Source organism: Actinomycetospora cinnamomea (assembly GCF_003096675.1).
GTDB classification, from domain to species: Bacteria; Actinomycetota; Actinomycetes; order Mycobacteriales; family Pseudonocardiaceae; genus Actinomycetospora; species Actinomycetospora cinnamomea.
Genome location: NZ_QEKW01000008.1, coordinates 58,488 through 83,884, shown reverse-complemented (window position 1 = coordinate 83,884; position 25,397 = coordinate 58,488). Strand labels below are relative to the sequence as shown.

21 protein-coding genes, 2 tRNA genes and 1 other RNA gene are annotated in these 25,397 nt (G+C 74.6%); 20 read left to right on the top strand and 4 right to left on the bottom strand.

Features of this window, described 5'->3' with window-relative positions:
• Window positions 1-5 precede the first annotated feature (5 nt).
• From C8D89_RS16385 to C8D89_RS16375, 3 genes are all read left to right on the top strand, one after another.
• Window positions 6-3,014 carry a UPF0182 family membrane protein gene (locus C8D89_RS16385; RefSeq protein WP_116709200.1) on the top strand — a complete coding sequence of 1,003 codons (3,009 nt, stop codon included), beginning with the start codon at window positions 6-8 and terminating at the stop codon, window positions 3,012-3,014.
• Between the two features lie 87 nt (window positions 3,015-3,101).
• Window positions 3,102-3,175: transfer RNA gene (locus C8D89_RS16380), tRNA-Met, on the top strand.
• Window positions 3,176-3,240: 65 nt separating this feature from the next.
• Window positions 3,241-3,314: transfer RNA gene (locus C8D89_RS16375), tRNA-Met, on the top strand.
• 73 nt (window positions 3,315-3,387) lie between these two features.
• Here C8D89_RS16375 and C8D89_RS16370 read toward each other — a convergent pair.
• On the bottom strand, window positions 3,388-3,762 hold the full coding sequence (locus C8D89_RS16370) for a DUF952 domain-containing protein (RefSeq protein ID WP_116709199.1): 375 nt from the start codon (window positions 3,760-3,762) through the stop codon (window positions 3,388-3,390).
• Between the two features lie 7 nt (window positions 3,763-3,769).
• Entirely contained in the window at window positions 3,770-4,339 is a 570-nt protein-coding gene (locus tag C8D89_RS16365; protein ID WP_165825746.1) for a GNAT family N-acetyltransferase, read from the bottom strand.
• 132 nt (window positions 4,340-4,471) lie between these two features.
• Here C8D89_RS16365 and C8D89_RS16360 point away from each other — a divergent pair, with 132 nt between their 5' ends.
• Entirely contained in the window at window positions 4,472-4,756 is a 285-nt protein-coding gene (locus tag C8D89_RS16360; RefSeq protein ID WP_116709197.1) for a YggT family protein, read from the top strand.
• 49 nt (window positions 4,757-4,805) lie between these two features.
• Window positions 4,806-5,399: a class I SAM-dependent methyltransferase gene (locus tag C8D89_RS16355; protein ID WP_243418157.1), complete on the top strand. Its 594-nt coding sequence runs from the start codon at window positions 4,806-4,808 to the stop codon at window positions 5,397-5,399.
• A gap of 7 nt (window positions 5,400-5,406) precedes the next feature.
• Here C8D89_RS16355 and C8D89_RS16350 read toward each other — a convergent pair whose 3' ends face one another.
• On the bottom strand, window positions 5,407-6,345 hold the full coding sequence (locus C8D89_RS16350; protein ID WP_116709196.1) for an alpha/beta fold hydrolase: 939 nt from the start codon (window positions 6,343-6,345) through the stop codon (window positions 5,407-5,409).
• 86 nt (window positions 6,346-6,431) lie between these two features.
• On the opposite strand from C8D89_RS16350, the gene C8D89_RS16345 reads away from it, so the two are divergent.
• The 14 genes from C8D89_RS16345 (at window position 6,432) to C8D89_RS16280 (ending at window position 23,378) form a co-directional block, all read left to right on the top strand.
• Window positions 6,432-7,679 (top strand): glycoside hydrolase family 3 N-terminal domain-containing protein, encoded by a 1,248-nt coding sequence (locus C8D89_RS16345; RefSeq protein ID WP_116709195.1) that lies wholly within the window; start codon window positions 6,432-6,434, stop codon window positions 7,677-7,679.
• 43 nt (window positions 7,680-7,722) lie between these two features.
• Window positions 7,723-8,895, top strand: coding sequence for an acyl-CoA dehydrogenase family protein (locus C8D89_RS16340; RefSeq protein ID WP_116709194.1), 1,173 nt, complete (start codon window positions 7,723-7,725; stop codon window positions 8,893-8,895).
• Between the two features lie 10 nt (window positions 8,896-8,905).
• Complete coding sequence (locus C8D89_RS16335) at window positions 8,906-10,036, top strand: acyl-CoA dehydrogenase family protein (protein WP_116709193.1); 1,131 nt, start codon at window positions 8,906-8,908, stop codon at window positions 10,034-10,036.
• Between the two features lie 135 nt (window positions 10,037-10,171).
• Entirely contained in the window at window positions 10,172-12,334 is a 2,163-nt protein-coding gene (locus C8D89_RS16330) for an elongation factor G (protein ID WP_116709333.1), read from the top strand.
• Between the two features lie 82 nt (window positions 12,335-12,416).
• The gene (locus C8D89_RS16325) at window positions 12,417-13,763 is read left to right on the top strand and encodes an MFS transporter (protein WP_116709192.1); all 1,347 of its coding nucleotides are present in this window, start codon (window positions 12,417-12,419) and stop codon (window positions 13,761-13,763) included.
• A gap of 293 nt (window positions 13,764-14,056) precedes the next feature.
• On the top strand, window positions 14,057-15,172 hold the full coding sequence (prfB, locus tag C8D89_RS16320; RefSeq protein WP_116709191.1) for a peptide chain release factor 2: 1,116 nt from the start codon (window positions 14,057-14,059) through the stop codon (window positions 15,170-15,172).
• 45 nt (window positions 15,173-15,217) lie between these two features.
• Complete coding sequence (gene ftsE, locus C8D89_RS16315; RefSeq protein WP_116709190.1) at window positions 15,218-15,907, top strand: cell division ATP-binding protein FtsE; 690 nt, start codon at window positions 15,218-15,220, stop codon at window positions 15,905-15,907.
• A gap of 87 nt (window positions 15,908-15,994) precedes the next feature.
• A complete protein-coding gene (ftsX, locus tag C8D89_RS16310) occupies window positions 15,995-16,891 on the top strand; it encodes a permease-like cell division protein FtsX (protein ID WP_279323387.1) in 897 nt (298 codons plus the stop codon).
• Between the two features lie 19 nt (window positions 16,892-16,910).
• Window positions 16,911-17,423 (top strand): SsrA-binding protein SmpB, encoded by a 513-nt coding sequence (gene smpB / locus C8D89_RS16305; protein ID WP_116709188.1) that lies wholly within the window; start codon window positions 16,911-16,913, stop codon window positions 17,421-17,423.
• On the top strand, window positions 17,420-18,376 hold the full coding sequence (locus tag C8D89_RS16300; RefSeq protein WP_423717081.1) for an amidohydrolase family protein: 957 nt from the start codon (window positions 17,420-17,422) through the stop codon (window positions 18,374-18,376). The genes smpB and C8D89_RS16300 overlap by 4 nt, the downstream gene beginning before the upstream one ends.
• A 54-nt stretch (window positions 18,377-18,430) precedes the next feature.
• Window positions 18,431-18,805: a transfer-messenger RNA gene (gene ssrA, locus C8D89_RS16295) on the top strand.
• A 182-nt stretch (window positions 18,806-18,987) separates the two neighbouring features.
• Window positions 18,988-20,382: a protein kinase family protein gene (locus C8D89_RS16290; protein WP_133251930.1), complete on the top strand. Its 1,395-nt coding sequence runs from the start codon at window positions 18,988-18,990 to the stop codon at window positions 20,380-20,382.
• A 96-nt stretch (window positions 20,383-20,478) separates the two neighbouring features.
• Complete coding sequence (locus C8D89_RS16285; RefSeq protein WP_116709185.1) at window positions 20,479-21,732, top strand: MFS transporter; 1,254 nt, start codon at window positions 20,479-20,481, stop codon at window positions 21,730-21,732.
• A 71-nt stretch (window positions 21,733-21,803) separates the two neighbouring features.
• A complete protein-coding gene (locus C8D89_RS16280) occupies window positions 21,804-23,378 on the top strand; it encodes a cryptochrome/photolyase family protein (RefSeq protein WP_116709184.1) in 1,575 nt (524 codons plus the stop codon).
• Here the strand turns inward: C8D89_RS16280 and C8D89_RS16275 are convergent.
• Entirely contained in the window at window positions 23,375-24,619 is a 1,245-nt protein-coding gene (locus C8D89_RS16275; protein WP_116709183.1) for an erythromycin esterase family protein, read from the bottom strand. The genes C8D89_RS16280 and C8D89_RS16275 overlap by 4 nt on opposite strands.
• 99 nt (window positions 24,620-24,718) lie before the next feature.
• Here C8D89_RS16275 and C8D89_RS16270 point away from each other — a divergent pair, with 99 nt between their 5' ends.
• Window positions 24,719-25,384: a TioE family transcriptional regulator gene (locus C8D89_RS16270; protein WP_243418156.1), complete on the top strand. Its 666-nt coding sequence runs from the start codon at window positions 24,719-24,721 to the stop codon at window positions 25,382-25,384.
• Window positions 25,385-25,397: the final 13 nt, after the last annotated feature.

Below are 25,397 nucleotides of genomic sequence, written 5' to 3'. Positions count from 1 at the left end.
ACCCCGTGGCCAACCGGCCCCCGACGGCGACCCCCCAGCTGTCGCGACGGACCAAGACGCTGCTGATCGCCGGCGCGGTGGCGCTCGTCGTGCTGCTCGGTGGGGCCCGTCTGGTCGACGTCTACGTCGACTGGGCGTGGTTCGGCGAGGTCGGCTTCCGCGGCGTGTTCACGACGATCCTGTGGACCCGCGTGCTGCAGTTCGCCGTCGCCGCGGTGCTGATGGGCGGCCTGCTGGCGCTCAACCTCGTCATCGCCTACCGGGTGCGTCCGGTGTTCGTGCCCGTGGCCGGCACCGGCGCGGACGACCCGGTGGCCCGCTACCGCACCGTCGTGCTGGCGCGGCCCCGCTGGTTCGCGATCGGCATCCCCGCGGTGGTCGCGCTCATCGCCGGCCTGTCCGCGCAGGCCGACTGGCAGACCGTGCAGCTGTTCCTGAACTCGACGCCGTTCGGGATCCAGGACCCGGTCTTCGGCAACGACATCGCCTTCTACGTCTTCCAGCTGCCCTTCTACCGGTGGCTGCTGAGCTGGCTGTTCGTGGCGATCGCGGTCAGCTTCATCGCCGCGCTCGTCGCCCACTACCTCTTCGGCGGCATCCGGCTCGCCGGGCGCAACGGCTCGGTCGCCCCCGCGGCGCGGGCCCACCTGGCGGTGCTCGCCGGGACCTTCGTGCTGTTCAAGGCCGTGGCGTACTTCTTCGACCGCTACGAGCTGCTGTTCAGCGACCGCAAGGCCGCCGAGGGCGGCGCCAACTTCTTCGGCGCCACCTACACCGACCTCAACGCCGCGATGCCGGCCAAGCTCATCCTGCTCATCATCGCGCTGATCTGCGCCGCGGCGTTCTTCTCCGCCGTCGTGCTGCGCAACCTGCAGATCCCCGCGATCGCGCTGGCCCTGCTGGTGCTCTCGAGCGTGCTGGTCGGCGCGGCCTGGCCCGCGGTGCTCGAGCAGTTCTCGGTGCGCCCCAACGCGATCGACCGGGAGGCCGAGTCCATCTCGCGGAACATCACCGCGACGCGCAACGCCTTCGCGCTGAACAACGTCGGGGTCGTGCCCTACGCCCCGCAGGTCGCCTCGGCCGCGGGGAGCGCCACGGTGCCCCCGCAGGACGTCGCCAACAGCCAGGCGACGCTGGACAACATCCGCATCCAGGACCCGTCGCGCCTGAACCGGACGTTCGCGGTCCAGCAGCAGCTGACGAACTTCTACGCGTTCGCCCCGCAGCTCGACATCGACCGGTACACCGTGAACGGGCAGCGCCAGGACTTCGTGCTCGCGGCCCGCGAGATCAACCCCGACGCCCTGATCGGGAACCAGCAGGACTGGATCAACCGTCACCTCGTCTACACGCACGGCCAGGGCATCGTCTCGGCGCCGGCGGACCGGGTGAACACCCCGAGCAACGCCGAGGCGAGCCAGGGCGGGCTGCCGCAGTTCGAGGTCAGCGACTCGAGCAACCCCGGCCCCTTCGGCCTGAGCCCCGACGGGGCGCGCATCTACTACGGCGAGTTCGTCGGCGGCGCCGACGACTACGCGATCGTCGGCGCCAACCCGGGCTCCGCGCCCGGCGAGTTCGACGGCCCGGGCCGCCCCGCGTTCACCTACACCGGCCCCGGCGGCGTGCCGCTCGGCAACTGGGCCCAACGAATGATCTTCGCCGCGGCCTACGGCGAGCGGAACATCCTGTTCAACGGCTCGATCGGCAGCGAGTCGCGGATCATGTACAACCGCACCCCGCTGGAGCGGGTCGAGAAGGTCGCGCCGTGGCTGCGCACCGACGTCGACCCCTACCCGGCGGTCGTCGACGGGCGCCTGCAGTGGATCGTCGACGGCTACACCACGCTGCCGCGCTACCCCTACGCCCAGCAGGTCGACCTCGGGCAGGCGACCGCCGACTCGCTGCGCCCGGCGACCCCGGCCGGCTCGGCGGGCTACATGCGCAACTCGGTGAAGGCCACCGTCGACGCCTACAGCGGCGAGGTGCGGCTCTACCAGGTCGACGAGCAGGACCCCGTGCTGCGCGCCTGGATGGGCGTCTTCCCGGACGTCGTCCGGCCAGCGTCGGAGATCTCGCCGAGCCTGCGGGCGCACTTCCGCTACCCCGAGGACATCTTCAAGGTGCAGCGCGAGCTCCTGACGCGCTACCACGTCGAGAACCCGAGGGACTTCTTCTCCACCCAGAACTTCTGGACCATCCCGGAGGACCCGACGCGCGAGGCCAACGCCTCGATCCCGCCGTACTACCTGCTCGGCGGTGACCCCCGGCCCGGCGCGCCGCCGGACACCCAGTTCCAGATGACCAGCACGCTGCTGGCCCTGTCCCGCCCGAACCTCTCGGCCTACCTGTCGGTGAGCTCGGAGCCGGAGACCTACGGCCAGATGACCGTGCTCGAGCTCCCGGCCCAGCTCACCGGTGACCAGCGGGGTCCGCAGGGTCCCCAGCAGGTCCAGGCCGAGCTGCTGACCAGCAACTCGGTCAACCAGGGCCTGTTCCCGCTGCGCCAGTCCGGCGCACCGGTGCAGGTGCAGTACGGCAACCTGCTGACCCTCCCGGTCGCGGGCGGGCTGCTCTACGTGGAGCCGATCTATGTCGAGCGCAACGCCCAGACCTCGTTCCCGCAGCTGTTCGGCGTCATCGCCCGGTTCAACAACGGCGACATCGGCTACGCGCCGACGCTGCAGGGCGCGCTGCAGGCCGCGTTCGAGGGCGTCCCGCTGCCCCCGGGCCTGACGGTGCCGGGCCTGGGCGGCACGCAGGCCCAGCCGGCGCAGCCCGCGCCCGGCGCCAACACGGGCAGCGGCCCGCTGCCCAGCGGCGCCCCGGGCCAGACGCTGAGCCCGGAGCTCTCGGAGGCCGTCACGGCGATGAACGACGCCCTCGACCGGCTGGCGCAGGCCCAGGCGGCGCGGGACTTCCGGGGCATCGGGGACGCCGAGGCCGCCCTCGACGCCGCGATCCAGCGGTTCCGCAACGCGACGGGCGCGGCGCCGGCGGCGACCGCCGGCGGCTGACCGGCCGGGCCGCGGGGGTGGGCGAGCGACCCACCCCCGCCCCCGGATCGTCCGGAGGCGGCGTGTACCGTAGGAGGCACAACGCAGCGCGGGGTGGAGCAGCTCGGTAGCTCGCTGGGCTCATAACCCAGAGGTCACAGGTTCGAATCCTGTCCCCGCTACGACACCGGCGCCGGGAGTGATCCCGGACGCCGGGAACCCCCGGCCCGGGGCCAACGGGCAACGACGCGGGGTGGAGCAGCTCGGTAGCTCGCTGGGCTCATAACCCAGAGGTCACAGGTTCGAATCCTGTCCCCGCTACGCGACGGCGACGGCCCCCGACCACACGGTCGGGGGCCGTCGTCGTATCCGCCCGGAGCGTCAGCCCGGGCCGCTAGGGCGACGCGATGGCCGGCGGCGGGCGGAAGCTGCCGTCCGGCTCGGGGACGAGGTCGTGCACGGCGACGACGGCGTCGAGCACCAGCGGGCCGTACGCGTGGGGGAACCAGGGGCCGCGGGGATCCTCGCCGCCCTGCGGGCCGACGCCGGGCTCCCAGCGCACGGTCACGCCGTGGGCGGCGAGCCGGGCCGGGTCGACGACCAGCACGACGACGTCGGTGCGGCCCGCGTAGAGGCGCGAGGCGGGCAGGTGCACGGTGCCGGGTTCCGAGCAGTGCACGAACCCGACCTCGTCGAGCGACGGCGGCCGGCGGGCCCCCTCGGCCCGCGCCGCGGCGAGCTCGTCGCGGGTGCAGAGGTGCAGGATCACGGGCGCGTCAGCGCCGGATGGACGAGGCGGCGGCGGGCACGTCCGCGCGGGTCGGCCGGTGGGCCTCCCAGCGCCACACCTTCCCGCGCACCGCGCCGCCGGGCCCGGACTCGTCGCGCCGCCGGGCCTGCACGCGAACCAGCCCGTTGGCGGTCAGCACGCTGCCCGCCGGGGTGCGCTCGGCGAGGGTGTGGGCGACGACGGTCAGCACCGTCGGGTCGGCGAACGCCCGGTTCACCAGCGCCCGCGTCATCGCCGTGGCCCAGCCCCGGCCCTCGAACGGCGGGAACGTCCAGAACGCGATCTCCACCCGGCCCGCGCGGACCGGGCCGCGGAACCCGCAGGTGCCGACGACCTGGCGGTCCTCGGGGTCGACGGCGAGGAACGTGCGCGGGCGGACGACCTCGTCGGTCCCCGCGCGGCACGGCGCGTCGGGCCACCCCGGGTCCGTCCCCGCATCCGACTCCGAGCGCAGCACGGCCTCGACCAGCGACTCGACCCCCGTCGTGCGGATCTCGGCGAGACCCGGGGCGGCCGGACCGGTCAGCCGCTCGTCGACGGGCACCAGGACGACCACGTCACCTCCAGTCCGCGTCCGGAACGGGCCGGTCGACGACGGTAGCCGGTGCTGCCCTCCCACCGGGCGCGGACCCACCCGCCGAGGAGACCGGCGTGACCGGTGGAGCGCCGCGTCAGGCACTCTGGACCCATGGAGCTCGCCCTGCTGCTCGTCTACTACGCCCTCTTCCTGTTGTGGCTCTTCATCGTGGGGCGGCTCGTCGTCGAGATCGTGCGCAGCTTCGCCCGCGACTGGCGTCCGGCGGGGGCGACCGCGGCCGGGCTCGAGGTGCTGTTCATGGTGACCGACCCGCCGGTCAAGCTCCTGCGCCGCATCATCCCGGCGGTACGCATCGGCAACGTCAGCCTCGACCTGTCGATCCTCATCCTGCTGCTCGTGACCTTCATCCTCATGCGCGTGGTCGACCCGCGCTGACCGCCCCTCGGGTGGGCGATCCGGATGCGGAGCTGCCACTGTGTCCGCTGTGAGCCCCGTTCGCGACCTCGTCACGTTCCTCTCCTCGGCCGTGCGCTCCCCGGCCGTCATCGGCGCGGTGGCCCCCAGCGGGCGGGCCCTGTCCGACCTGCTGGCCTCCGTGGTCCCCGCCGACGGGCGTCCCGTCGTGGTCGAGCTCGGACCCGGGACGGGTGTGGTCAGCGGGGCCGTGCGCCGCCGGCTGCCCCTGGGCGGGCGCCACCTCGCCGTCGAGATCGACCCGGGCATGGTCGAGCACCTGCGCGGCACGCGCCCGTGGCTGGAGGTCGTGCAGGGCGACGCGGCCGACCTGCAGAAGCTGCTCGCCGACGCCGGGGTCGACCGGGTGGACGCCGTGGTCAGCGGCCTGCCGTGGACGCTGTTCCCGGAGAACGCGCAGCGCGGCATCATCGAGCAGGTCACCCGGGTCCTGGCGCCCGGCGCGCCGTTCACGACGTTCGCCTACAGCCACGTGCGGGTGCTACCCACCCAGCGACGGTTCCGCGCGGTGCTCGAGGAGGCGTTCTCCGAGGTGCGGGTGACGCCGACGGTGTGGCGCAACCTGCCCCCGGCGTTGGCCTACCAGTGCCGGCACCCCCGGTAGCGGGACCTCAGGCGCCGCGGGAGGCGACGCGCGGCCCGATGCTCGTGACGTCGAGGTCGGCGGGCGCGGTGGCGTCGCAGAAGTCGGTGAGCAGCGCCGCGAAGCGCTCCGGCTCGTCGCAGTGCGGGAAGTGCCCGGCACGCCCGAACAGCTCGAGGCGCGCGTGGGGGATGAGCGTGGCCGCCCTCCGGGCGTGCCCGACCGGGATCACCGGGTCGCGCGCGCCCCACACGACCATCGTCGGCAGGCCCTCGGTGAGGTAGAGCCGGTCGGTGCCGCTGACCCGCTGCCCGCCCGGCCCGATCACGGCCCGGACCGTGTCGACGAAGGCGTCGAGGTGCGCCCGCTCCGTGAGCGAGGCGGCGTGGCGGGCGGTCTCGCGCAGCGACACCGCCTCGGCGGCCAGGCCCGGCAGCGCCGCGGCCGTGCGCAGCGCCCGCACCCCGAGCCCGAGCAGGCCCGAGGACGCGAGCACCGGCAGCACCCACTCCGCGCCGGGCAGCGAGGCCAGGCGCAACAGCGGGCTCACGCCGCGACCCAGGCCGCCGGAGGAGACCAGCACCAGCCGCGAGCACATCTCCGGGAACTGGTAGGCGAACTGCATGGCCACGCCGCCGCCGAGCGAGTGCCCGACGAGCGTGACCCGGCGGTGACCGAGCACCGCGAGCAGGTCGCGCAGCCCGTTGGCGTAGGCGCCGAGGGAGTGGTCGCCGCCGACGCCGGCGGACTCCCCGTGTCCGAGCAGCTCGGGCGCGAGCAACAGCCGATCGCAGCCGGAGCGCTCGAACGCCTGCAGGACCGGGGTCCACGTCTCGGCGCTGCCCGCGACGCCGTGCACGAGAACGACGACCTCCGGATCGTCCGTGCCGCGCACGGCGTCCGGGCACGCCTCCACGTACGACATCCGGGCCCCGTGCAGCGTCCGGGTCCGGCGTGTGGTGGTCATGCGGCGCCCGTCCCTCCCCGTCTGCTGGCCACCGGGGGCCGGTCGCCACCAGGTGCCCCGTGCCCGTACGGCACAATCCCGGCACCATGCCCGGTGCCCGCGCCGCCACGTCCGGCGCCCCCTCCCGCGTCCTGGTCGCCCTGGCCGCGGCCGTGCTGGCCCTGGCGCCCGCCGCCTGCGGCGCGGAGCCCGCCGCGCCGCCCCCCGCCCCGGGCCCGTCCGGGGCGCCCGGCGCCCGCTCGGCGCCGACGTCGCCGACCGCGGCGGCCCCCGTCGACCCGGCCGTGGCGTGCGTCGACGCGGTGCTGGGCCGCCTGGACACCCGCGGTCGGGCCGCCCAGCTCGTCATGGCCGGGGTGCCCGCCGACGGCCTGACCGAGGGCGGGCGCGCGGCCCTGGCCCAGGGTGCGGGTGGGGTGATCCTCACCGACGCCGCGGGCGGGGAGGCGTCGGCCACCCAGGTCGCCGCCACCGTGCGCGAGGTGCAGGAGGCCGCCGAGATCCCCGTCATCGTGGCGGTGGACCAGGAGGGCGGGCGCGTGCAGGACCTCGCCGGCGACGGGTTCTCCCGCATCCCGGCGGCGGCGACCCAGGGCCGCGACGTCGCGGGGCTGCGCGCCGACGCGCAGGACTGGGCGCGGGAGATGGCGGGCGCGGGCGTGACGCTCGACCTCGCCCCCGTCGCCGACGTCGTCGACCCCGCGCTCGGGGAGGACAACGAGCCGGTCGGGGCCCTGGACCGGGGCTTCGGCACCGACCCGCAGCGTGTCGGGCGTGCCGTGGCCGCCTTCGTGGAGGGCATGGAGGCCGGCGGGGTGGCCACCACGCTCAAGCACTTCCCGGGGCTCGGGCGCGTGCGGGAGAACACCGACTTCGCCGACGCCGCCGACGACGTCACCGGGGTCGACGATCCGGGGCTCGCGTCGTTCCGCGCGGGCATCGAGGCCGGCGCCCCCGTGGTGATGATGTCCTCGGCGGTCTACGAGAAGATCGACCCCGACCGCCGGGCCCTGTTCTCCCGGGCCGTCGTCACCGACCTGCTGCGCGGACGCCTGGGCTTCACCGGCGTGGTGACCACCGACGACGTCGGCGCCGCCGCCGCCCTGGCCGACGTCCCGGTCGGCGAGCGGGCCGTGCGCTTCGTCCAGGCCGGAGGCGACCAGGTCCTCACCGTCCGGCCGGGCGACGTGTCGCCGATGGTCGCGGCGCTGGCTGCCGAGGCCGCCGACGACCCGGACTTCGCCGGGCGCCTGGAGGAGAGCGCGCGCCGGGTCCTCGCCCTCAAGGCCGACCGCGGGGTGATCGGCTGCGAGGCTCCCCCTACCGGTCGGTAGGCCCGGTCCTGCGACGACCCGGGGCTTCTGCCAGGGTGGCGCCGTGGACCTGAGCTACACCGCCGAGGAGGAGCAGTTCCGCACGGAGCTGCGCACCTGGCTCGCCGAGAACATCCCGGCCGAGTGGACCGTGCCGGGCTTCTGGGAGTCCCTCGACCCGGACGAGTCGTTCCGCCTCCGGCGCGAGTGGGAGGCCCGCAAGACCGCTGCCGGCTTCTCCGGCATCCAGTGGCCGACCGAGTACGGCGGGCGCGGCGGCACGCCGGGCATGAAGGCGATCTACGACGAGGAGACGGTGCGCGCCCGCGCGCCACAGACCGTCAACGTCCTCGGCCTCACCTTCCTCGCGCCGACGATCATGGCGATCGGCACGCCGGAGCAGAAGGCCGAGATCATCGGCCCGATGCTGCGCAACGAGGTCATCTGGTGCCAGGGCTTCTCCGAGCCCGGCGCCGGGTCCGACCTGGCGGCGGTGTCGACCCGCGGGGTGCGCGACGGCGACGAGTTCGTGGTCAACGGCCAGAAGATCTGGACCACGAACGCCATGCACGGCGACAAGATCTTCACCATCGTGCGCACGGAGCCGGGCTCGGAGCGCCACAAGGGCCTGTCGATGCTGCTCATCGACATGGACCAGCCCGGCGTGGAGGCCCGCCCGCTCAAGCAGATGAGCGGCGCGAGCGAGTTCGGCGAGGTGTTCTTCACCGACGCGCGGGTCGAGGCGAGCGACTGCCTCGGCGAGATCGGCGAGGGCTGGCGCACCGCGATGCTGCTGCTCTCCTTCGAGCGGGGTGCCTCGGGCGTCGGGCAGTACACCGAGTTCCGCCGCCAGTACGACGAGATCGTCTCCCACGCCCGGCGCTTCGGCCGGTCGGACGACCCGGTGGCCCGCCAGAAGCTCGCGCACTGCCTCGTCGAGCTGGAGTGCCTGCGCTACCACGCGATGCACATCCTCACGCAGGTCGAGCAGGGCCGTGACCTCGGCGCCGAGTCGTCGATGACCAAGCTGCAGTGGTCGGAGACGTTCCAGGACCTCTGGGAGGCCTTCGACGACGTGCTCGGCCCGGAGTCCTCGCTCGCCGCCCCGCGTCCCGACGTCGACCTCGCGCCGTTCCAGCACCAGGCCATGTGGTCGCGGTCGGTCACCATCTGGGGCGGCTCGTCCCAGGTCCAGCGCAACATCGTCGCCGAGCGCGTGCTCGGCCTGCCCCGATAGGAGCGTCGGCGTGTTCTTCGCGCTCACCGACGACCAGCAGGCGTTCGCCACCACGGTCCGGGAGTTCCTCGCCGACCGCTTCGACCTCGACGCCGTGCGCGGCGTGGTCGAGGATCCCGACGGTGACGGGCACCCGCTGACGCTGTGGAAGGGCCTCGCCGAGCAGGGCGCCCTGGCCGTCCTCGTCCCCGAGGAGCACGACGGCCTGGGCCTCGGGCTGCTCGACGCGCAGGTCGTGGCCCGCGAGCTCGGCGCCGGCGTGGCGCCCGGGCCCTGGACCGCGACCGTCCTCGCCGCCGAAGCGGTGCGCCTCGCCGGCTCGGACGAGCAGCAGGCCCGCCGGCTGCCCGCGCTGGCCGCGGGCGAGACCGTCGGCACGGTGGCGCTGCGCGGCGAGGCCGGGTCGTGGGACGGCAGGGGCATCACGGTGGACGCCGCGGGCGCCTCCGACGCGGTCCGTCTCTCCGGCACGGCGTCGCCGGTCGACTATGCGAACGTCGCCGGGCTGATGGTCGTCGCGGCCACCGACCCGTCGGGCGCGCCCGGGCTCTACCTGGTGGAGGCCGGTGCGCAGGGCCTCGCGGTGCGCGACCAGCGCACGTACGACGGCACGGCCCGCGTCGCGGCGGTCGAGCTCACCGACACCCCGGCCGAGGCCCTCGCCGGTGGCGGCCTCGCCGGGGCCGACGCGGTGTCGGCGGTGCTCGCCCGCGGCGCGGTGCTCACCGCGGCCGACCTCGTCGGCCTCGCGCGCGAGGCCCTCACGCGCACCGTCGACTACGACCGGGACCGCAAGCAGTTCGGCGTGCCGGTCGGGTCGTTCCAGGCGATCAAGCACACGATGGCCGACCTGCACGTCGGCGTGACCATGGCCGAGCACGCCGTGCTCTTCGCCGCGCACGCGGTGGACTCGGCCGACGCGGGCGACCCGGCCACGGACATCGCGGTCTCGGTGGCCAAGGCCAAGGCCGCCGACGCCGCGTGGGCCGCCACCGGGGCGATGATCCAGTTCTTCGGCGGCATCGGCTTCACCTGGGAGCACGAGGCCCACTTCTTCTACAAGCGCGCCCGGCGCCGGGCGCCGCTGTTCGGCACCGCCGACGAGCACCGCGAGCGCCTCGCCGCCCTCACGATCGAGTAGATCGGACCCGGACCACCCCCTTGTCGTGATCTCGGTCACTCATGTGGACTGAGGGTGTCGGCGCGATGACGGGCCGCTGGATCTCCCGTGGCCCGGCCGCCGACGGCGGATTCGACGCGCGGCGAGGTGGTCGTCATGGGTGGCACGAAGGCAGGCGACAGCACACGGAGAGCACGGGGCGGGCGGACCGGGGACGGGCTGGCGCCCGACGACCCGGCCGCCCTGCGCTCGGTCGCGATCGTCGGCCCGATGGCGGCGGGCAAGACGACGCTGGTCGAGGAGCTGCTGGCGTGCGCCGGCGCGATCCCGCGGGCCGGCTCGGTGACCGCCGGGACGACCGTCACCGACCACGACCCGGACGCCCGGCGTCAGCAGCGCTCGGTCGCGCCGGCGGTGGCCTCGCTCACCCACCGCAACATGAAGATCAACCTCGTCGACACCCCGGGCTGCCCCGACTTCCTGGGAGAGGTGCGCGCGGGCCTGCGTGCCGCCGACGCCGTGCTCTTCGTCGTCGGCACGGCCGACGCCGCCGACGGCGCCGCCGCCCCGACCTCGGCGCTGCTCGCCGAGTGCCGCCGCGCCGGGCTGCCCGCGGTGCTCGTGCTCTCGCGCCTCGACCACCAGCGGGCCGACGAGGCCGCGGCGCTCGCGACGTGCCGGGAGGTGGCGGCCGGATCGGGGGAGGTCCTCGTCCCGGTGACGCGCACCGAGCGGGCCGCGGACGGCACGGTGACCGCCGTCCGTCCCCTGCTCGACCCCGAGGGCCCCGACCCGACGGCGGAGGACACGGCGGAGGACGAGGACGACCTGCGCCGCGAGCTCGTCGAGACCCTCATCGAGCAGAGCGAGGACGAAGCGCTGCTCGAGAGCTGGATCTCCGGGGAGCCCGTGTCGCTCGCCGCCCTGCGCACCGACCTGGCCACCGCGGTGGCGCGGCGCTCCCTCGTGCCCGTGGCCGGCGTCTGCGCACCCGCGGGCGCGGGCCTCGAGACCCTGCTCGACCTCGTCGTGGACGCCGTCCCGCCGCCGACCGCCCACCCGCCGCTGCCCGCGCACGCCCCCGACGGCGCCGGGCACGACCCGGTCGCCCCGGACCCGGACGGCCCGCTGGTCGCCGAGGTCGTGCACACCGGCACCGACGCCCAGGGCAGCCGGGTCTCGCTCGTGCGCGTGTTCTCGGGCCGCCTGACGCCGGACACGACGCTGAACGTCTGCGCCGACCCGCTGCGCGTCCCGGCGCCGCGCGACGGCGAGGACCCCACGGGCGCCGCCGACGCGGGCCACGGCGCCCGGGAGACCGTGCGCGTGAACCGGGTCTACGCCCCGCTCGGCGCGACGCTGCGGGAGGTGCCGTGGTGCGTCGCGGGCGACGTCTGCGCGCTCACCCGGCTCGGCGCCGTCGCCACGGGTGACACGCTGTGCGGCGCCGAGGACCTCGTCGGTCTCGACGGCTGGGAGCTGCCCGAGGCGCTGCTGCCCGTCGCGGTGACGGCGGCGGACCGGTCGGCCCAGGACGCGATGGCCCGCGGGCTCGCGCGCCTCGCCGCCACCGAGACCACGCTGCGCGTCGAGCGCAACGAGGACACCCACCAGATCGTGCTGTGGTGCACGGGCGAGGCGCACGCCGACGTCGTGCTGGCGCGCCTGCGGGCGGCCGGGGCCACCGTCGAGGTGACCGATGTGGCCGTGCCCGAACGCGAGACCGTCGCCGGGCCGGCGTCCGGCCTGGGCCGGCACGTCAAGCAGTCCGGCGGGCACGGGCAGTTCGCGGTGTGCCGCATCGAGATCGAGCCGCTGCCGCGGGGGTCGGGCGTCGAGTTCGTGGACAGGATCGTGGGCGGGGTGATCCCGCGGGCCTACATCCCCGGCGTCGAGAAGGGCGTACGCGCGCAGCTCGAGGCGGGCGTCACGCCCGGGCGGCCGGTGGTGGACGTGCGCGTGACGCTGGTCGACGGCAAGGCCCACAGCGTCGACTCCTCCGACCAGGCCTTCCAGACCGCCGGGTCGCTGGCGGTGAAGGAGGCGGTCGCGGCGGCGGGCACGATCGTCATGGAGCGGCTCTACGAGGTCGAGGTGACCGTCGACGACAGCCAGCTCGGGACGGTGCTCGGCGACCTCGCGTCCCGGCACGGCCGGGTCGTGGGCACCGAGCCCGCGGGCCCCGGCAGCACCCTCGTGCGCGCCGAGGTCCCCGAGCAGGCGCTGCTGCGCTACGCGGTGGACCTGCGGTCGCTCACCTCGGGGACCGCGAGCTTCACCCGGCGCTTCAGCCGCTACGAGCCGGTGGCGGGGGGCTGAGCCCCGGGGCACGTCGGTGGGGTCTTCCGCGGTGTCGGTCCGGCTGGCTACCGTCCCCGCGCCACCGACGAGGGAGCCCGCGATGACGCAGAGCCCGGCCAGCAGGTCCCGCGACGAGGAAACCGAACCGTCGCCGGGCGACGTCCGCCGGGTCGCGCTCGCCAGCCTCGTGGGCACGACCATCGAGTGGTACGACTTCTTCATCTACGCCGGCGCGGCGGGGCTGGTGTTCAGCCAGCTGTTCTTCACCGCGCTCGACGCCAGCTCCGCCCTGCTCGTGTCGTTCGCGACGATCGGGGTGAGCTTCGTGGCGCGCCCGCTGGGCGGGATCGTGGCGGGACACCTCGGCGACCGCTTCGGGCGCAAGGGGATGCTGGTCGCCACGCTGCTGCTCATGGGCGTCTCGACCGTCGGCGTCGGCCTGCTGCCCACCTACGAGAGCATCGGTGTAGCCGCACCGATCCTGCTGGTGGCCCTGCGGCTGCTGCAGGGGCTCTCCGCGGGCGGGGAGTGGGGCGGGGCCGCGCTGATGGCCGTGGAACACGCCCCGGAGGGGCGACGCGGCTTCTTCGGCACGTATCCCCAGGTCGGGGTGCCGATCGGCCTCGTCCTGGCCAACCTGGTGTTCCTCGTGGTCTCCACGTCGACCACGCAGGAGCAGTTCCTGGCCTGGGGCTGGCGGGTGCCGTTCCTGCTGTCGATCGTGCTCATCGCCGTCGGGTTCTTCGTGCGGGCGCGGGTGTCCGAGAGCCCGGTCTTCGCGCGGCTGCGCGAGCAGCGGGCACGCCGCACCGCGCCGCTGGTCGTCGTGCTGCGCGACCATCCCCGCGCGGTCCTCGTGGCGATCGGGCTCTTCGTCGCCAACAACATGATCGGCTACCTGCTGATCGCCTTCGTCACCTCGTACGGCACCCGCAGCCTCGGTGTCTCCAGCGCGACGATGCTCGCCGTGGGCATCGTCGGTGCGGTGGTGTGGGGCGTCGCGATCATGACGAGCGGCGCCTGGTCGGACCGGGTGGGCCGGCGCCGGGTGTACCTCGTGGGCACGGTCGGGCTGCTCGTGTGGTCGTTCCCGTTCTTCCTGCTGCTGGACACGGCGTCGCTGCCGCTCATGCTGCTCGCGGTGGCCGTGCTGGGCGTCGGTCTCGGCCTGACCTACGGTCCGCAGGCCGCGGCCTACGCCGAGCTCTTCCCCGCGCCGGTGCGCTACAGCGGCGCCTCGTTCGCGTACGCCCTGGGCGCGGTGCTCGGCGGCGGCTTCGCGCCGCTGATCGCCCAGGCGCTCATCGGCGCGACCGGGACCTCGCTGTCGGTCTCGGTCTACATGGTCCTGGTCTGCCTCATCACGCTGGCCGCCGTCCTCGCGCTGCGCGAGGGGTCGGCCGCCGAGCGCGAAGAGTTCGTGGTGGGGGCCCGGGCCGGCGACTAGAACGGCGGCGGGTCGTCGACCGGTCCCGCAACGAGCCGGAACGGCTCCCCGGCAGTCACAGCACGGTGACGTCCTCCCGCTCGAGGGCGGGCGGGCGAACGCCGCCGCGTGCTGGCGCGACCAGGTCGCGTCTCTCGCCGAGGCGCGCCGGGCGAGGGGTACGTTCCGCATGATCAGGAGGCTCGCGGGCCTGCCCGAAGGTGCCTCTCGCGAGCCGCCGGCCGGTCACGTCGCACCGCCGGCCGCACCGCCGCGTTGGAGGTCGCGGCGTGCCGAGCGATTACGCTGGGGGAGTGGACGACGCGACCGCGACCGAGTTGAAGGACCTCGCCGCCTCCCTGGACAGCGTCGAGGCGGCGATGGACCTCGAGGGTCTGCGGCGCGAGGTGGCCGAGCTCGAGCAGCAGGTCGCCGCCCCCGACCTGTGGGACGACGTCGAGACCGCGCAGAAGCTGACCAGCGCCTTCACGCACAAGCAGGCCGACCTGCGCCGCGCGGAGTCGCTGCGCTCTCGCCTCGACGACCTGGGCACGCTCTACGAGATGGCCGACGAGTCCGAGGGCGCCGAGGCCGCGGAGCTGCGTGGCGAGGCCGACGGCGAGCGGGCCTCGCTCAAGGCCGACGTCGACGCGTTCGAGGTGCGCACGCTGCTCTCCGGCGAGTACGACGAGCGCGACGCGCTGGTCACCGTGCGGGCCGAGGCCGGCGGCGTCGACGCGGCCGACTTCGCCGAGATGCTCATGCGCATGTACCTGCGCTGGGCCGAGCGGCACGGCTACCCCACCGAGGTCTACGACACCTCCTACGCCGAGGAGGCCGGCATCAAGTCGGCCACGTTCAAGGTCTCCGCGCCGTACGCGTACGGGACGCTCTCGGTCGAGCAGGGCACCCACCGGCTCGTGCGCATCTCGCCGTTCGACAACCAGGGCCGGCGCCAGACGAGCTTCGCCGGCGTCGAGGTGGCCCCGGTGGTCGAGTCGAGCGACCACGTCGAGATCGACGAGAAGGACCTGCGCGTCGACGTCTACCGCTCGAGCGGCCCCGGTGGGCAGGGCGTCAACACCACCGACTCGGCGGTGCGGCTGACCCACCTCCCGACCGGCATCGTCGTCTCCTGCCAGAACGAGCGCAGCCAGCTGCAGAACAAGGCCACGGCCCTGAGCGTGCTGCAGGCCAAGCTGCTGGAGCGCCGCCGGCAGGAGGAGCAGGCGCTGCTGGACTCGCTCAAGGACTCCGGCTCGAGCTGGGGCAACCAGATGCGGTCCTACGTCCTGCACCCCTACCAGATGGTCAAGGACCTGCGGACCAACCAGGAGACCTCGCAGACCTCGCAGGTGCTCGACGGCTTCATCGACGACTTCCTCGACGCGGGGATCCGCTGGCGCAAGCAGTCCGGGACCGCCGCCTGACGGCCTGACGGGCACCCGGGGTACGGCCCAGTAGCATCCCGGGCCGTGATCCGGCTGGAGAACGTCTCGAAGGTCTACCCGACCTCCACGAGGCCGGCCCTCGACGACGTCAGCGTGGAGATCGACCGGGGCGAGTTCGTCTTCCTCATCGGCCCGTCGGGCTCGGGCAAGTCGACGCTGCTGCGCCTGCTGCTGCGCGAGGACGTGCCCAGCCGGGGCAGCGTGTGGGTGGCCAACTGGAACGTCGGCCGCCTCGCGAGCCGCCGGGTGCCCCGGCTGCGCCAGCGCATGGGCGTGGTGTTCCAGGACTTCCGGCTGCTGCCCAACAAGACGGTGGCCGAGAACGTGGCGTTCGCCCTCGAGGTGATCGGCAGGCCGCGGCACACGATCCGCACGGTGGTGCCCGAGGTCCTCGACCTCGTCAGCCTCGCGGGCAAGGCCGACCGCATGCCCTCGGAGCTCTCCGGCGGCGAGGCCCAGCGCGTCGCCATCGCCCGCGCGTTCGTCAACCGCCCGCTGGTGCTGCTGGCCGACGAGCCCACCGGCAACCTCGACCCCGAGACCTCCACCGGGATCATGACGCTGCTCGAGCGGATCAACCGCACCGGCACCACGGTGGTCATGGCCACCCACGACCGCCAGATCGTCGACACCATGCGGCGGCGGGTGGTCGAGCTGTCGTCGGGCAGGCTCGCGCGTGACGACAGCCGCGGCGTCTACGGGGTCGGGCGGTAAGCCTCCGCCGAAGGCGGGGTCGGGCGTGACAGAACAATGGAGCACGCCGATAGGGACCGAGACGGCGGTCGGCTTGGAGGATCTTCAGTGCTCTTCGTGTGGCGCGAGGCGCTCGTCGGTCTGCGGCGCAACCTCACGATGTCGATCGCCATGGTCATCACCACCGCGATCTCGCTCGGCCTGCTCGGTGCGGGCCTGCTCGCCGTGCGCACGATCGACCGGACCGAGGACCTCTACTACTCGCTCGTCGCGGTGCAGGTCGCCCTCGACGAGCCGACCAGCGCCGCCGACCCCGACTGCTCGAGCCCGGTGTGCACGGGCCTGCGCGCGGAGCTCGAGGCGAATCCGTTGGTCGCCGGCGTCGAGTACGAGAGCCGCGCCGCGGCGTTCGAGCGCTTCCAGCGCATCTACGCGGGCCAGTCGATCCTGCAGCTCGTGCGCCCGCAGAGCCTGCCCGCGACCCTGCGCGTGACGATGGCCGACCCGTTGCGCGGCACCGAGATCGTCGAGCAGTTCACCGGGCGGCCCGGCGTGCGCAACGTCGTCGACCAGCGCAACACCGTCGCGGACCTGTTCGCGTTCCTCGGCAACGTGCGCAACGCGACGTTCGGGCTGGCGATCGTGCAGGCGCTCGCGGCGCTGCTGCTGATCTCGAACACCATCCAGCTCTCGGCGTTCACCCGGCGGACCGAGGTCGGGATCATGCGTCTCGTCGGCGCCAGCCGCTGGTACACGCAGGTGCCGTTCCTCATCGAGGCGGTGGTCACCGGCGTGGTCGGAGCCCTGCTGGCGACCGGCGGGCTCGTCCTCGGGAAGGTCTTCTTCGTCGACCGGCTGCTGTCCGGGCGGCTGCTGGCGAACACGATCCCGCCGATCGGGATGAGCGACGTGCTCGGATACGTTGGACCGGTGTTGGTGATCGTCGGTGCGGTGATCGCCACGCTGACGGGGTACGTGACGCTGCGGTGGTACGTGCGCACCTGAGCATCCGGGGAGGGGAACTGTGGCGAAGACCAGGACGGCACCCGCCAAGGCCAGCAGCAACCGTCCCGAGGAGCGGCGCAAGGTCGTCGCGACCAACCGCAAGGCGCGGCACGACTACACCGTCCTCGACGTCTACGAGGCCGGCATCGCGCTGCAGGGCACGGAGGTCAAGAGCCTGCGCGCCGGGCACGTCTCGCTGAACGACGCGTACGCGACCGTCACCGACGGCGAGATCTGGCTGCGCGGCCTGCACATCCAGGAGTACGACTTCGGCTCCTGGACCAACCACGAGCCCCGCCGCGCCCGCAAGCTCCTGCTGCACCGCAGCGAGATCGCCCGCCTCGTGGGCAAGACGCGCGAGAGCGGCCTGACCCTGGTGCCGCTGTCGCTCTACTTCTCCGGCGGGCTCTGCAAGGTCGAGCTCGCGCTGGTGCGCGGCAGGGCGAAGCACGACAAGCGCGAGGCCATGGCCGAGCGTGACGCCAAGCGCGAGGCGGAGCGGATCGTGGGGCGGCGGATCAAGGGGTGGTGAGCCCTGCTCGCGACCCGCTGGTGAGCCCTCCTGTCGACGACGCCGACGTCCCGACGTGGGTGGCCGCGACGGGTGTCGACGGGCTGGTCGACCTCCACGTGCACTTCCTGCCCGACCGGATGCTGCAGAAGGTGTGGGCGTACTTCGACGACGCCGAGGAGCACTACGGGCGGGCATGGCCGATCCACTACCGCGAGCCCGAGCAGACGCGGCTCGACCTGCTGCGCGGGTTCGGGGTGCGCATGTTCGCGCCGCTGGTCTACCCGCACAAGCCGGACATGGCGGCGTGGCTGACGTCGTGGGCCCTGGAGTGGGCCGCGGAGGTGCCCGAGGCCGTCCCGACCGCCACGCTCTATCCCGAGGAGTCGGTGACGACCTACCTCGGTGACGCCCTGGACGCCGGTGCCCGAGTGGTGAAGGCGCACGTGCAGGTGGGCGCGTACGACCCGCGCGACCCGCTGCTGGACCGCGCCTGGGGGCTGGTCGCCGAGGCGGGCGTGCCCGTGATCGTGCACTGCGGCGACGGACCGATCCCGGGCGCGTACACGGGCATGGACGTCTTCGCCGAGGTGCTCGCCCGCCACCCGCGCCTGACCGCCGTCCTCGCGCACGCCGGACTGCCCGAGTACGACGCCGCGCTGGGCCTGCTCGAGCGTTTCGAGAACGTGCACCTCGACACGACGATGGTCGGCACGCCCTTCACCGAGGCGTTCGCCCCCGTGCCGCCCGACTGGCCGGCGCGGCTCGTCGCCGTTGCCGACCGCGTGCTGCTCGGCACCGACTTCCCGAACATCCCGTACGGCTACCACGAGCAGCTGGCCGCCATCGCCTCGTGGGCCGCGGCGGACGACCGCCTGGGTGCCGGGTTCCTGCGCTCGGTGCTGCACGACGCGCCGGCGCGGCTCGTGGGCCGGGACGGTCCGAGCCCGGACGGAGCCGTGCGGCGGGGATGAACCGGGCGCGGCGGCGCGTTATGATCGGTGGCCGCCCGCACGGTGCGGGCCCGAGGGGGTGACTGGTTTCGACTCCGAGTGGTTCATCAGGAGAAGCGTGCCGAGGAAGGCGACGATGATCTCGTTAACCATGCGTCGCAACGCAATAAGCGCCGACTCTAGTCAGCGCGACTTCGCTCTGGCTGCCTGACAGCCAGAGGTGAGGTCTGTCGGCCCGGGTTCGTCACCGACCCGGTCGCCGGCATCGACTAGGTGACTCACCGCCGGGCCCGGTCGCGGGGCCCGTCGGGACATCGCACAGCGACTGGGATCGTCACACCGGCCCGTCCGCAGGACCGGTGGATCCGAGCAGAGACGAGGCGGACTGCGCACGGAGAAGTCCTGATTGCTGATCGGAGGACCCGGGTTCGATTCCCGGCACCTCCACCGAGGTCACCACACCGAAGGGCCGGAGAGCGACGCTCTCCGGCCCTTCCTTCGTTCCGAACCCCTCGTCCTTTCGGCCGGACGGCTCTGGCCGATGGGCCGGTCGACTCAGCGTGACGCCGCGCGCTACCGTGGTCATCGCGCTCACCCGTCCGGCTGAGCGCCCGAGGTGGGGAGGTGCGGGCATGACCACGGCTTCGGGGGACGGGGACGCGTCCTGCTCGGGCCCGCACGAGGAGCGTCCCGCCGGGGTGGACGACGCCGGCCCCCAGCAGGTGCCCGGCGCGGGCGCCGTGGACGACGCCACCCGCGGCCTGGACGCCGTGCTCGGCCGCGAGGTCGCGATGGTCACGCTGCCGCCCGTGCGCGGTGAGGACCTCGTCGTGCGCACCGAGCAGGTCCGACGCCTGGCGGGGCTGCACCACGCCCACCTCGTCGAGGTGTTCGACGTCGACGGGCTCGCCGAGGACACCGAGAGCACGCTGGTGCTCCAGAGCGTCGCCGGTCGCGGTCTGGACCCGGAGGGCGACCGTGGCGCCTGGTCCCCGCTGGTCGTGGCCGACATCGGGGCGCAGTGCGCCTCGGCCCTGGCGCACGCCCACGGACGGGGCGTGGTGCACGGGCGCATCGGACCGGCCAGCATCGTGGTCGGCGGGACGCCGGGCGCGCCGTTCGCGTGGCTCACCGGCTTCACCGCGGCGCTGCGCCCGACCCCACCGGCCGACCCGGTCGGGACGGACACGCCGGCGGTGCCCCCGGCCCACCCCGACGCCGACGTCGCCGACCTCGGCGACGCCCTCGCACTGGTCCTCGACCCGACCGCCCCCGCGGCGCCGGCTCTGGAGCGGGCGCTCGCGGACATGAGCGGCGGGCGCACCACCGCCCGCGAGGCGGCCGAGACGCTGGCCCGCACCACCGAGATCCTGCGCCGCGTCGACGAGGACGAGACCGGGATCGTGCGCCGCGCCGTCCCCGCTCCCGTCCCCGACGCGGTCCCCGTGCCGGCGACCGTGGCGCCGGCGGCCGCAGCGGGTGCCACCGCGGTCGCCCCGGACCCGGCGCGCCCGCGTCGACGGGCCCGGCGCGGCGTGCAGATGGCGGTGCTGGGCGGTGCGGCGCTGGCGCTGGCCACGGCGTCGGGGATCGTGCTCCTGGCCGCCGAGGGGCCGGGCCGGCACGACGTGGGCGTCTCCGGCCTCACCACGCCGGACCGGCCCGCGGTCCCGCCCGCGGCGTCCGGGCCCGGGCCCGGTCCCACGGGGAGTGCGTCGACCGGCTACCCCGAGGACGACGAGGGGACCGACCGCGCGGTCCGGGAGACGACGACCCGCAGCGCCATCACCGACGTCACCACGGTCCCCTCGTCCCCCGACGTGCCGCTCCCGCCGTCCGTGGCCCCGACCGTCTCGTCCACGGTCCCCGTGCCGCCGACCGTCCCGCCGACGACCGGGACGACGGCCCCGACCACGGGTCCGACGACCGGACCCACCACCGGGCCGACGAGCCCCACAGGCCCCACCACGGCTCCGACCACCACGACCAGCGCGGCCCCCGGCGCGGCCACCCTCGCCGCGCCCTGACGGGCCCCGAGGTGACGTGGGCCGCGCGCGGCCGGCGAGGGGGAGGGGGAGACTGGGGGCGCCGTCGCCCCCCACCATGAGGAGCCCCGACCCCTGATGGGTGCCGCACCGCAGCGGGACCGCGTGCCCGGCGATCGTCCGGACGACCCCCCGCAGGCGGCCCTGCCGTGGGAGGTCTGGGCGCTGCTGGCGGGGAGCTTCCTCGTCGCCGCCGGCTACGGCATCGTCGCGCCCGCCCTCCCGGTGTTCGCCAGCAGCTTCGGGGTGGGGGTGACCGCGGCGTCGGCCGTGGTGAGCGCCCTGCCGGTGATGCGGTTGCTGTTCGCGCCGGTCTCGGGGCGGCTGGTCGCCCGCACCGGCGAGCGCACGATGTACCTCGCGGGCCTGCTGGTCGTCGCCGCGTCCACCGGGGCGTGCGCGCTGGCCACGAGCTACACCCAGCTGCTGGTCTTCCGCGGCCTCGGCGGCATCGGGTCGACGATGTTCACGGTCTCGGCGTTCTCGCTGATGTTCCGCCTGGCCCCCGAGGGCCGCCGCGGGCAGGCGAGCGGGCTGTTCACCGGCGCGTTCCTGCTCGGCGGGGTCACCGGCCCCGCCTTCGGCGGCGCGCTCGTGGCGGTCGACCTGCGCGCCCCGTTCGTGGTCTACGCGATCGCCCTCGTGCTCGCGACGATCGTGGTCGGCGCGCTGCTCGCCCGCTCCCGCAACGTCGGGGTGCGCCGCGACGGTCAGGAGGAGACCCCGCTGACCCTCGGCGCCGCGCTGCGCCTGCCCGTCTACCGGGCCTCGCTGGTCTCCTCGCTCGCCACCGGTTGGGCCGTGCAGGGCGTGCGCATCGCGCTCGTCCCGCTGTTCGTGGCCGTCGCCCTGGGCCGCGAGCCGCTGTGGGCGGGCATCGCGCTCACCGTCTTCGCGGTCGGCGACGGCCTCGTCCTTCTCGCGACCAGCGGCCTGTCCGACCGCCGGGGGCGCCGCCCCGTGATCGTCGCGGGACTCGGGCTCGTCGCACTGGGCACGGGCTCGCTGGGCCTCGCGACGCTCCCCGGCGCGGCGGGCCTCGCCGTCCTGCTCGGGGCCTCGGCGATCGCCGGCGCGGGCGCCGGGCTGCTGCAGCCCGCCCAGGGCGCGGCCGTCGCCGACCTCGTCGGCTCGCGGCGCTCCGGCGGGCCGGCGCTCTCGGGGTTCCAGATGGCCGCCGACGTCGGGGCCATCGTCGGCCCGATCGCCGCGGGGGCCCTGGCGCAGGGGGCCTCGTTCGGCGCCGCGTTCGGGCTCTCGGCCGCGATCGCCGTCGCGGCGCTGCTCGTCTGGGTGCGCATGCCCGAGACGTCCGGAGGAGCACGCCGTTAGGGGGAGCACGCCGATAGGGGGAGCACGCCGACAGGGGGTTCACCTCCCGGGGACGCGGGCACCCGCCGCGCATGACGCGCCGCGCCGCTGTCGGGGCCGTGCCCGAGGGCGTGCTGGAGACCCACGGGCCGGGCGTGGACGCCGCCCTCGAGGAGTCCGGCGCCCCCGCCGACGCGCCGCTGTGGTTGTTCGGCGACCAGCTCGGCCCCGCCGTGCACGGCCTCCCGCAGCACGCGGAGCGCGAGGTCGTGCTCGTGGAGTCGTCGGCGGTGCTGCGGCGCCGCCGTTACCACCGCCAGAAGCTGCACCTGCTGCTCTCGGGGATGCGCCACCTCGACGCGGAGCTCGGTGACCGGTCCATCTACCACCGCACGGCGACCTACCGCGAGGCGCTGGAGAAGGTCGGGCGCCCGGTGGTCGTGCACCAGCCGACCTCGCACACGGCGGTGGCGTTCGTCGAGCAGCTGCAGACCGAGGGCCTGGTGGCCGCGGTCCTGCCGACGACGACGTTCGCGCGCCCGCGCGCGGAGTTCGAGGCGTGGGCCGGGGACGACACCTCGTTCACGATGGAGAACTTCTACCGCAACCAGCGCCGGCGCTTCGACGTGCTGATGGAGGGCGAGAGCCCGGTCGGCGGGAAGTGGAACCTCGACCACGACAACCGGGAGCCCCCGCCGAAGAACGCGCGGACCCTCGGGGTGACCGAGCCGTGGTGGCCGACCGAGGACGACGTCGACGACGGCGTGCGGCGCGACCTCGACGGGATGGACCTGCCGACCGTCGGGCGCGACGGACCCCGGCTGTTCGCCGTCACCGCCGACGAGGCGCGCACCGCGCTGCGGCACTTCGTCGACCACCGCCTCGAGGAGTTCGGACCCCACGAGGACGCGATCCTCGCCGGCGACCCGTGGATGGCGCACTCGCTGCTCTCGGTGCCCCAGAACCTGGGCGTGCTGCACCCGCTCGAGGCCGTGCACGCCGCCGAGCAGGCCCACCGCGACGGCGAGGCCCGCCTGAACTCGGTCGAGGGCTTCGTGCGCCAGATCCTCGGCTGGCGCGAGTACATCTGGCACCTGTACTGGCACTTCGGGGTGGGCTACACACGCCGCAACGAGATGGGCCACCGGCAGGGGCTGCCGGACTGGTGGACCGAGCTCGACGGCGACGCCGTCACCGCGGCCTGCCTGTCCGACGCGCTCGACGGCGTCCGCGACCGCGGCTGGGTGCACCACATCCCGCGGCTCATGGTGCTCGGCAACCACGCCCTGCAGCGCGAGTACCGGCCCGGAGCGCTGTCGGAGTGGTTCACGACGTCGTTCGTCGACGGCTTCGCCTGGGTGATGCCGCCCAACGTCGTCGGGATGAGCCAGCACGCCGACGGCGGCAAGCTCGCCACCAAGCCCTACGCGTCGGGCGGGGCGTACATCAACCGGATGTCCGACCACTGCGGCGGCTGCGCCTTCGACCCGAAGGTGCGCGTGGGGGAGAAGGCCTGCCCGTTCACCGCCGGCTATTGGCAGTTCGTGCACCGCCACCAGGACCTGCTGCGCGCCAACCAGCGCACGGCGCGGGCGGTGGCGACCATGGACCGGCTCTCGGACCTGGAGGCGGTGCTGGAGCAGGAGCAGCACCGGGAGCGCTTCTAGGTCGAGCCCGCCACCGCGTCCCGGACGAACACGAGCCCGTCGATGCTCTCCAGGTGGGCCGGGTCCAGCGGGGCGTAGCCGAACCACGGGGACACCCGCGGCGTCACGTCCCCGACACGTGGGGCCAGCCGGCGGGCGTCGACGAGGCGGGCCTCGAGGAGGCGGGCCTCGAGGAAGCGGTGGTCCTGGCCGTGGTCCGGCGGCAGGGCGGCGAGGAGCCCCTCGACGGTGTCCGGCGGCGGGTCGTCGACGCCCCGGTGACGGATCGTGCCGAGAGCGGTGGCGAGAAAGGCGTAGTCCCCGCCGAGGTGGGCGGCCACGAGCGCGCCGGCGCTCCACCACGCGACCGGGTGCTCGCCCAGGCGCATCGAGCTCTGCTCCCGCTGCAGGTGGGCGTTGTGGGCGAACGTCAGCACCGGGCCCCGCTCGGCGAGCGCGAGCAGGTTCGCGGCCATCATCCGGTCCCGCAGGCCGAGCATCCGCGCCATGCGGCCGGGTGAGGTGCCGGCCATCGCGTGGTGGTAGAGCAGGAGGCCGGCGGCGGTGCGTCCGTGCAGGCGCGCGCGGTGCCACGCGTCCCGCGACGTGGCCGCGATCGACGCCGGCGTCTGCTCGTCCAGCAGCGCCACGAGGTCGTCGGCGACGAGGCGCAGCCGGTCGGCCTCGGGCGTGCGGCCCACCGACCGCGACGGGTCCCGCATCGCGGCGGGGTCGGTCCACCGCTCGTCGGCCCCGAGCAGGTGGTCGAGCGTCTCCGCGGTGACGGGGAGCAGGTCGGCGTCGACCACGGCCGCGAGGTGCTCGTCCAGGGCCGTGAGAGCCTCCCGCGGGCTCGCCGCACCGGTGATCTCCAGGGGGCCGTCGACGCCCGCGAAGCGCACCTGCTCGTCGGCGGGCCGGCCCTCGTTGTGCGCCCGCATCCACGCCACGAGCTGCCGGTTCGCCGGGGAGGCGCCGAACCCGTGGCTGAAGCCGTGCGCCATGACATCGTCGAGCGTGCCCCTGCCGGTGGTGACGTGGTCGTCGACGAGGAGGCCGCGCAGGCAGTCGCTCTCGATCGCGATCGTGCGGTAGCCCTGCTGTTCCACGAGCTGCCGGAAGAGGTGGTTGCGCACGTGGAGGAGCGTGTCCTCGCCGTGGGTGGGCTCACCCAGGGCGAGCAGCCGCGGGCGGGCCGGGAGGAGGTCGACGAGCGCGGCGGCGTCGACGGGGTGGAGGAGGTCGTCGAGGGTGGTGGTCACGCCCCTCGACGCTATCGTTGAACCTCCGGGTGAGACTTCAGAGCGGAAATCGGCAGGATCGTGGGACCAAACCTTCAACAAGGCGGTCGGCTCCGGCCGGTGGATCTGGCGCGCGCGCACGGTCTGTCCACCCAGGCGGTCCGCAACTACGAGGCGGCGGGGATCCTCCCGGCGGCCGAGCGCGGGCCGCAGGGCTACCGCAGCTACACGGCGCGCCACGCCCGCGCGCTGGACGCCTTCCTCGCGCTCGTGCCCGGCCACGGGCACGCCGCAGCCGCCGCGATCCTGCAGGCGGTCCACCGCGGGGCCACCGCGGACGCGCTGCGGCTCGTCGACGAGGGCCACGCCCGGCTCCTCGACGACCGGCGGACCCTGACGTCCGTCGAGGCCGCGCTCCGCGACCTCGACCCGGTCCCGCCGGAGCGCGGCGACGTGTTCGTCGGCCCCCTGGCGCACCGGCTCGGGGTGCGCCCGGCCACGCTGCGCAAGTGGGAGCGCGCCGGGCTCGTCCGCCCGCGCCGCGACCCGCGCACGGGCTACCGGGTCTTCGGTGCGGCCGACGTGCGCGACGCGCGGCTCGTCGCGCAGCTCCGGCGCGGCGGCCACCTGCTCGAACGGATCGCCCCGGTGCTCGACCGGGTCCGCTCCGCCGGCGGCGTCGAGCCCCTCGCCGCGACGCTGACCGACTGGCACGCGCGCCTCACGGCCCGCGGACGCGCCATGCTCCGCGGCGCAGCGGCCCTCGACGCCTACCTGGAGGGATGATCGCCGCACCCCC

What these genes read in the sequence shown, in the direction of transcription:
- C8D89_RS16360 (WP_116709197.1), top strand. Translation starts at nt 4,472, where the DNA reads ATGGAGCTCGCCCTGCTGCTCGTCTACTACGCCCTCTTCCTGTTGTGG.
- C8D89_RS16350 (WP_116709196.1), bottom strand. Translation starts at nt 6,345, where the DNA reads ATGACCACCACACGCCGGACCCGGACGCTGCACGGGGCCCGGATGTCG.
- C8D89_RS16345 (WP_116709195.1), top strand. Translation starts at nt 6,432, where the DNA reads ATGCCCGGTGCCCGCGCCGCCACGTCCGGCGCCCCCTCCCGCGTCCTG.
- C8D89_RS16330 (WP_116709333.1), top strand. Translation starts at nt 10,172, where the DNA reads ATGGGTGGCACGAAGGCAGGCGACAGCACACGGAGAGCACGGGGCGGG.
- C8D89_RS16325 (WP_116709192.1), top strand. Translation starts at nt 12,417, where the DNA reads ATGACGCAGAGCCCGGCCAGCAGGTCCCGCGACGAGGAAACCGAACCG.
- C8D89_RS16290 (WP_133251930.1), top strand. Translation starts at nt 18,988, where the DNA reads ATGACCACGGCTTCGGGGGACGGGGACGCGTCCTGCTCGGGCCCGCAC.
- C8D89_RS16285 (WP_116709185.1), top strand. Translation starts at nt 20,479, where the DNA reads ATGGGTGCCGCACCGCAGCGGGACCGCGTGCCCGGCGATCGTCCGGAC.
- C8D89_RS16280 (WP_116709184.1), top strand. Translation starts at nt 21,804, where the DNA reads ATGACGCGCCGCGCCGCTGTCGGGGCCGTGCCCGAGGGCGTGCTGGAG.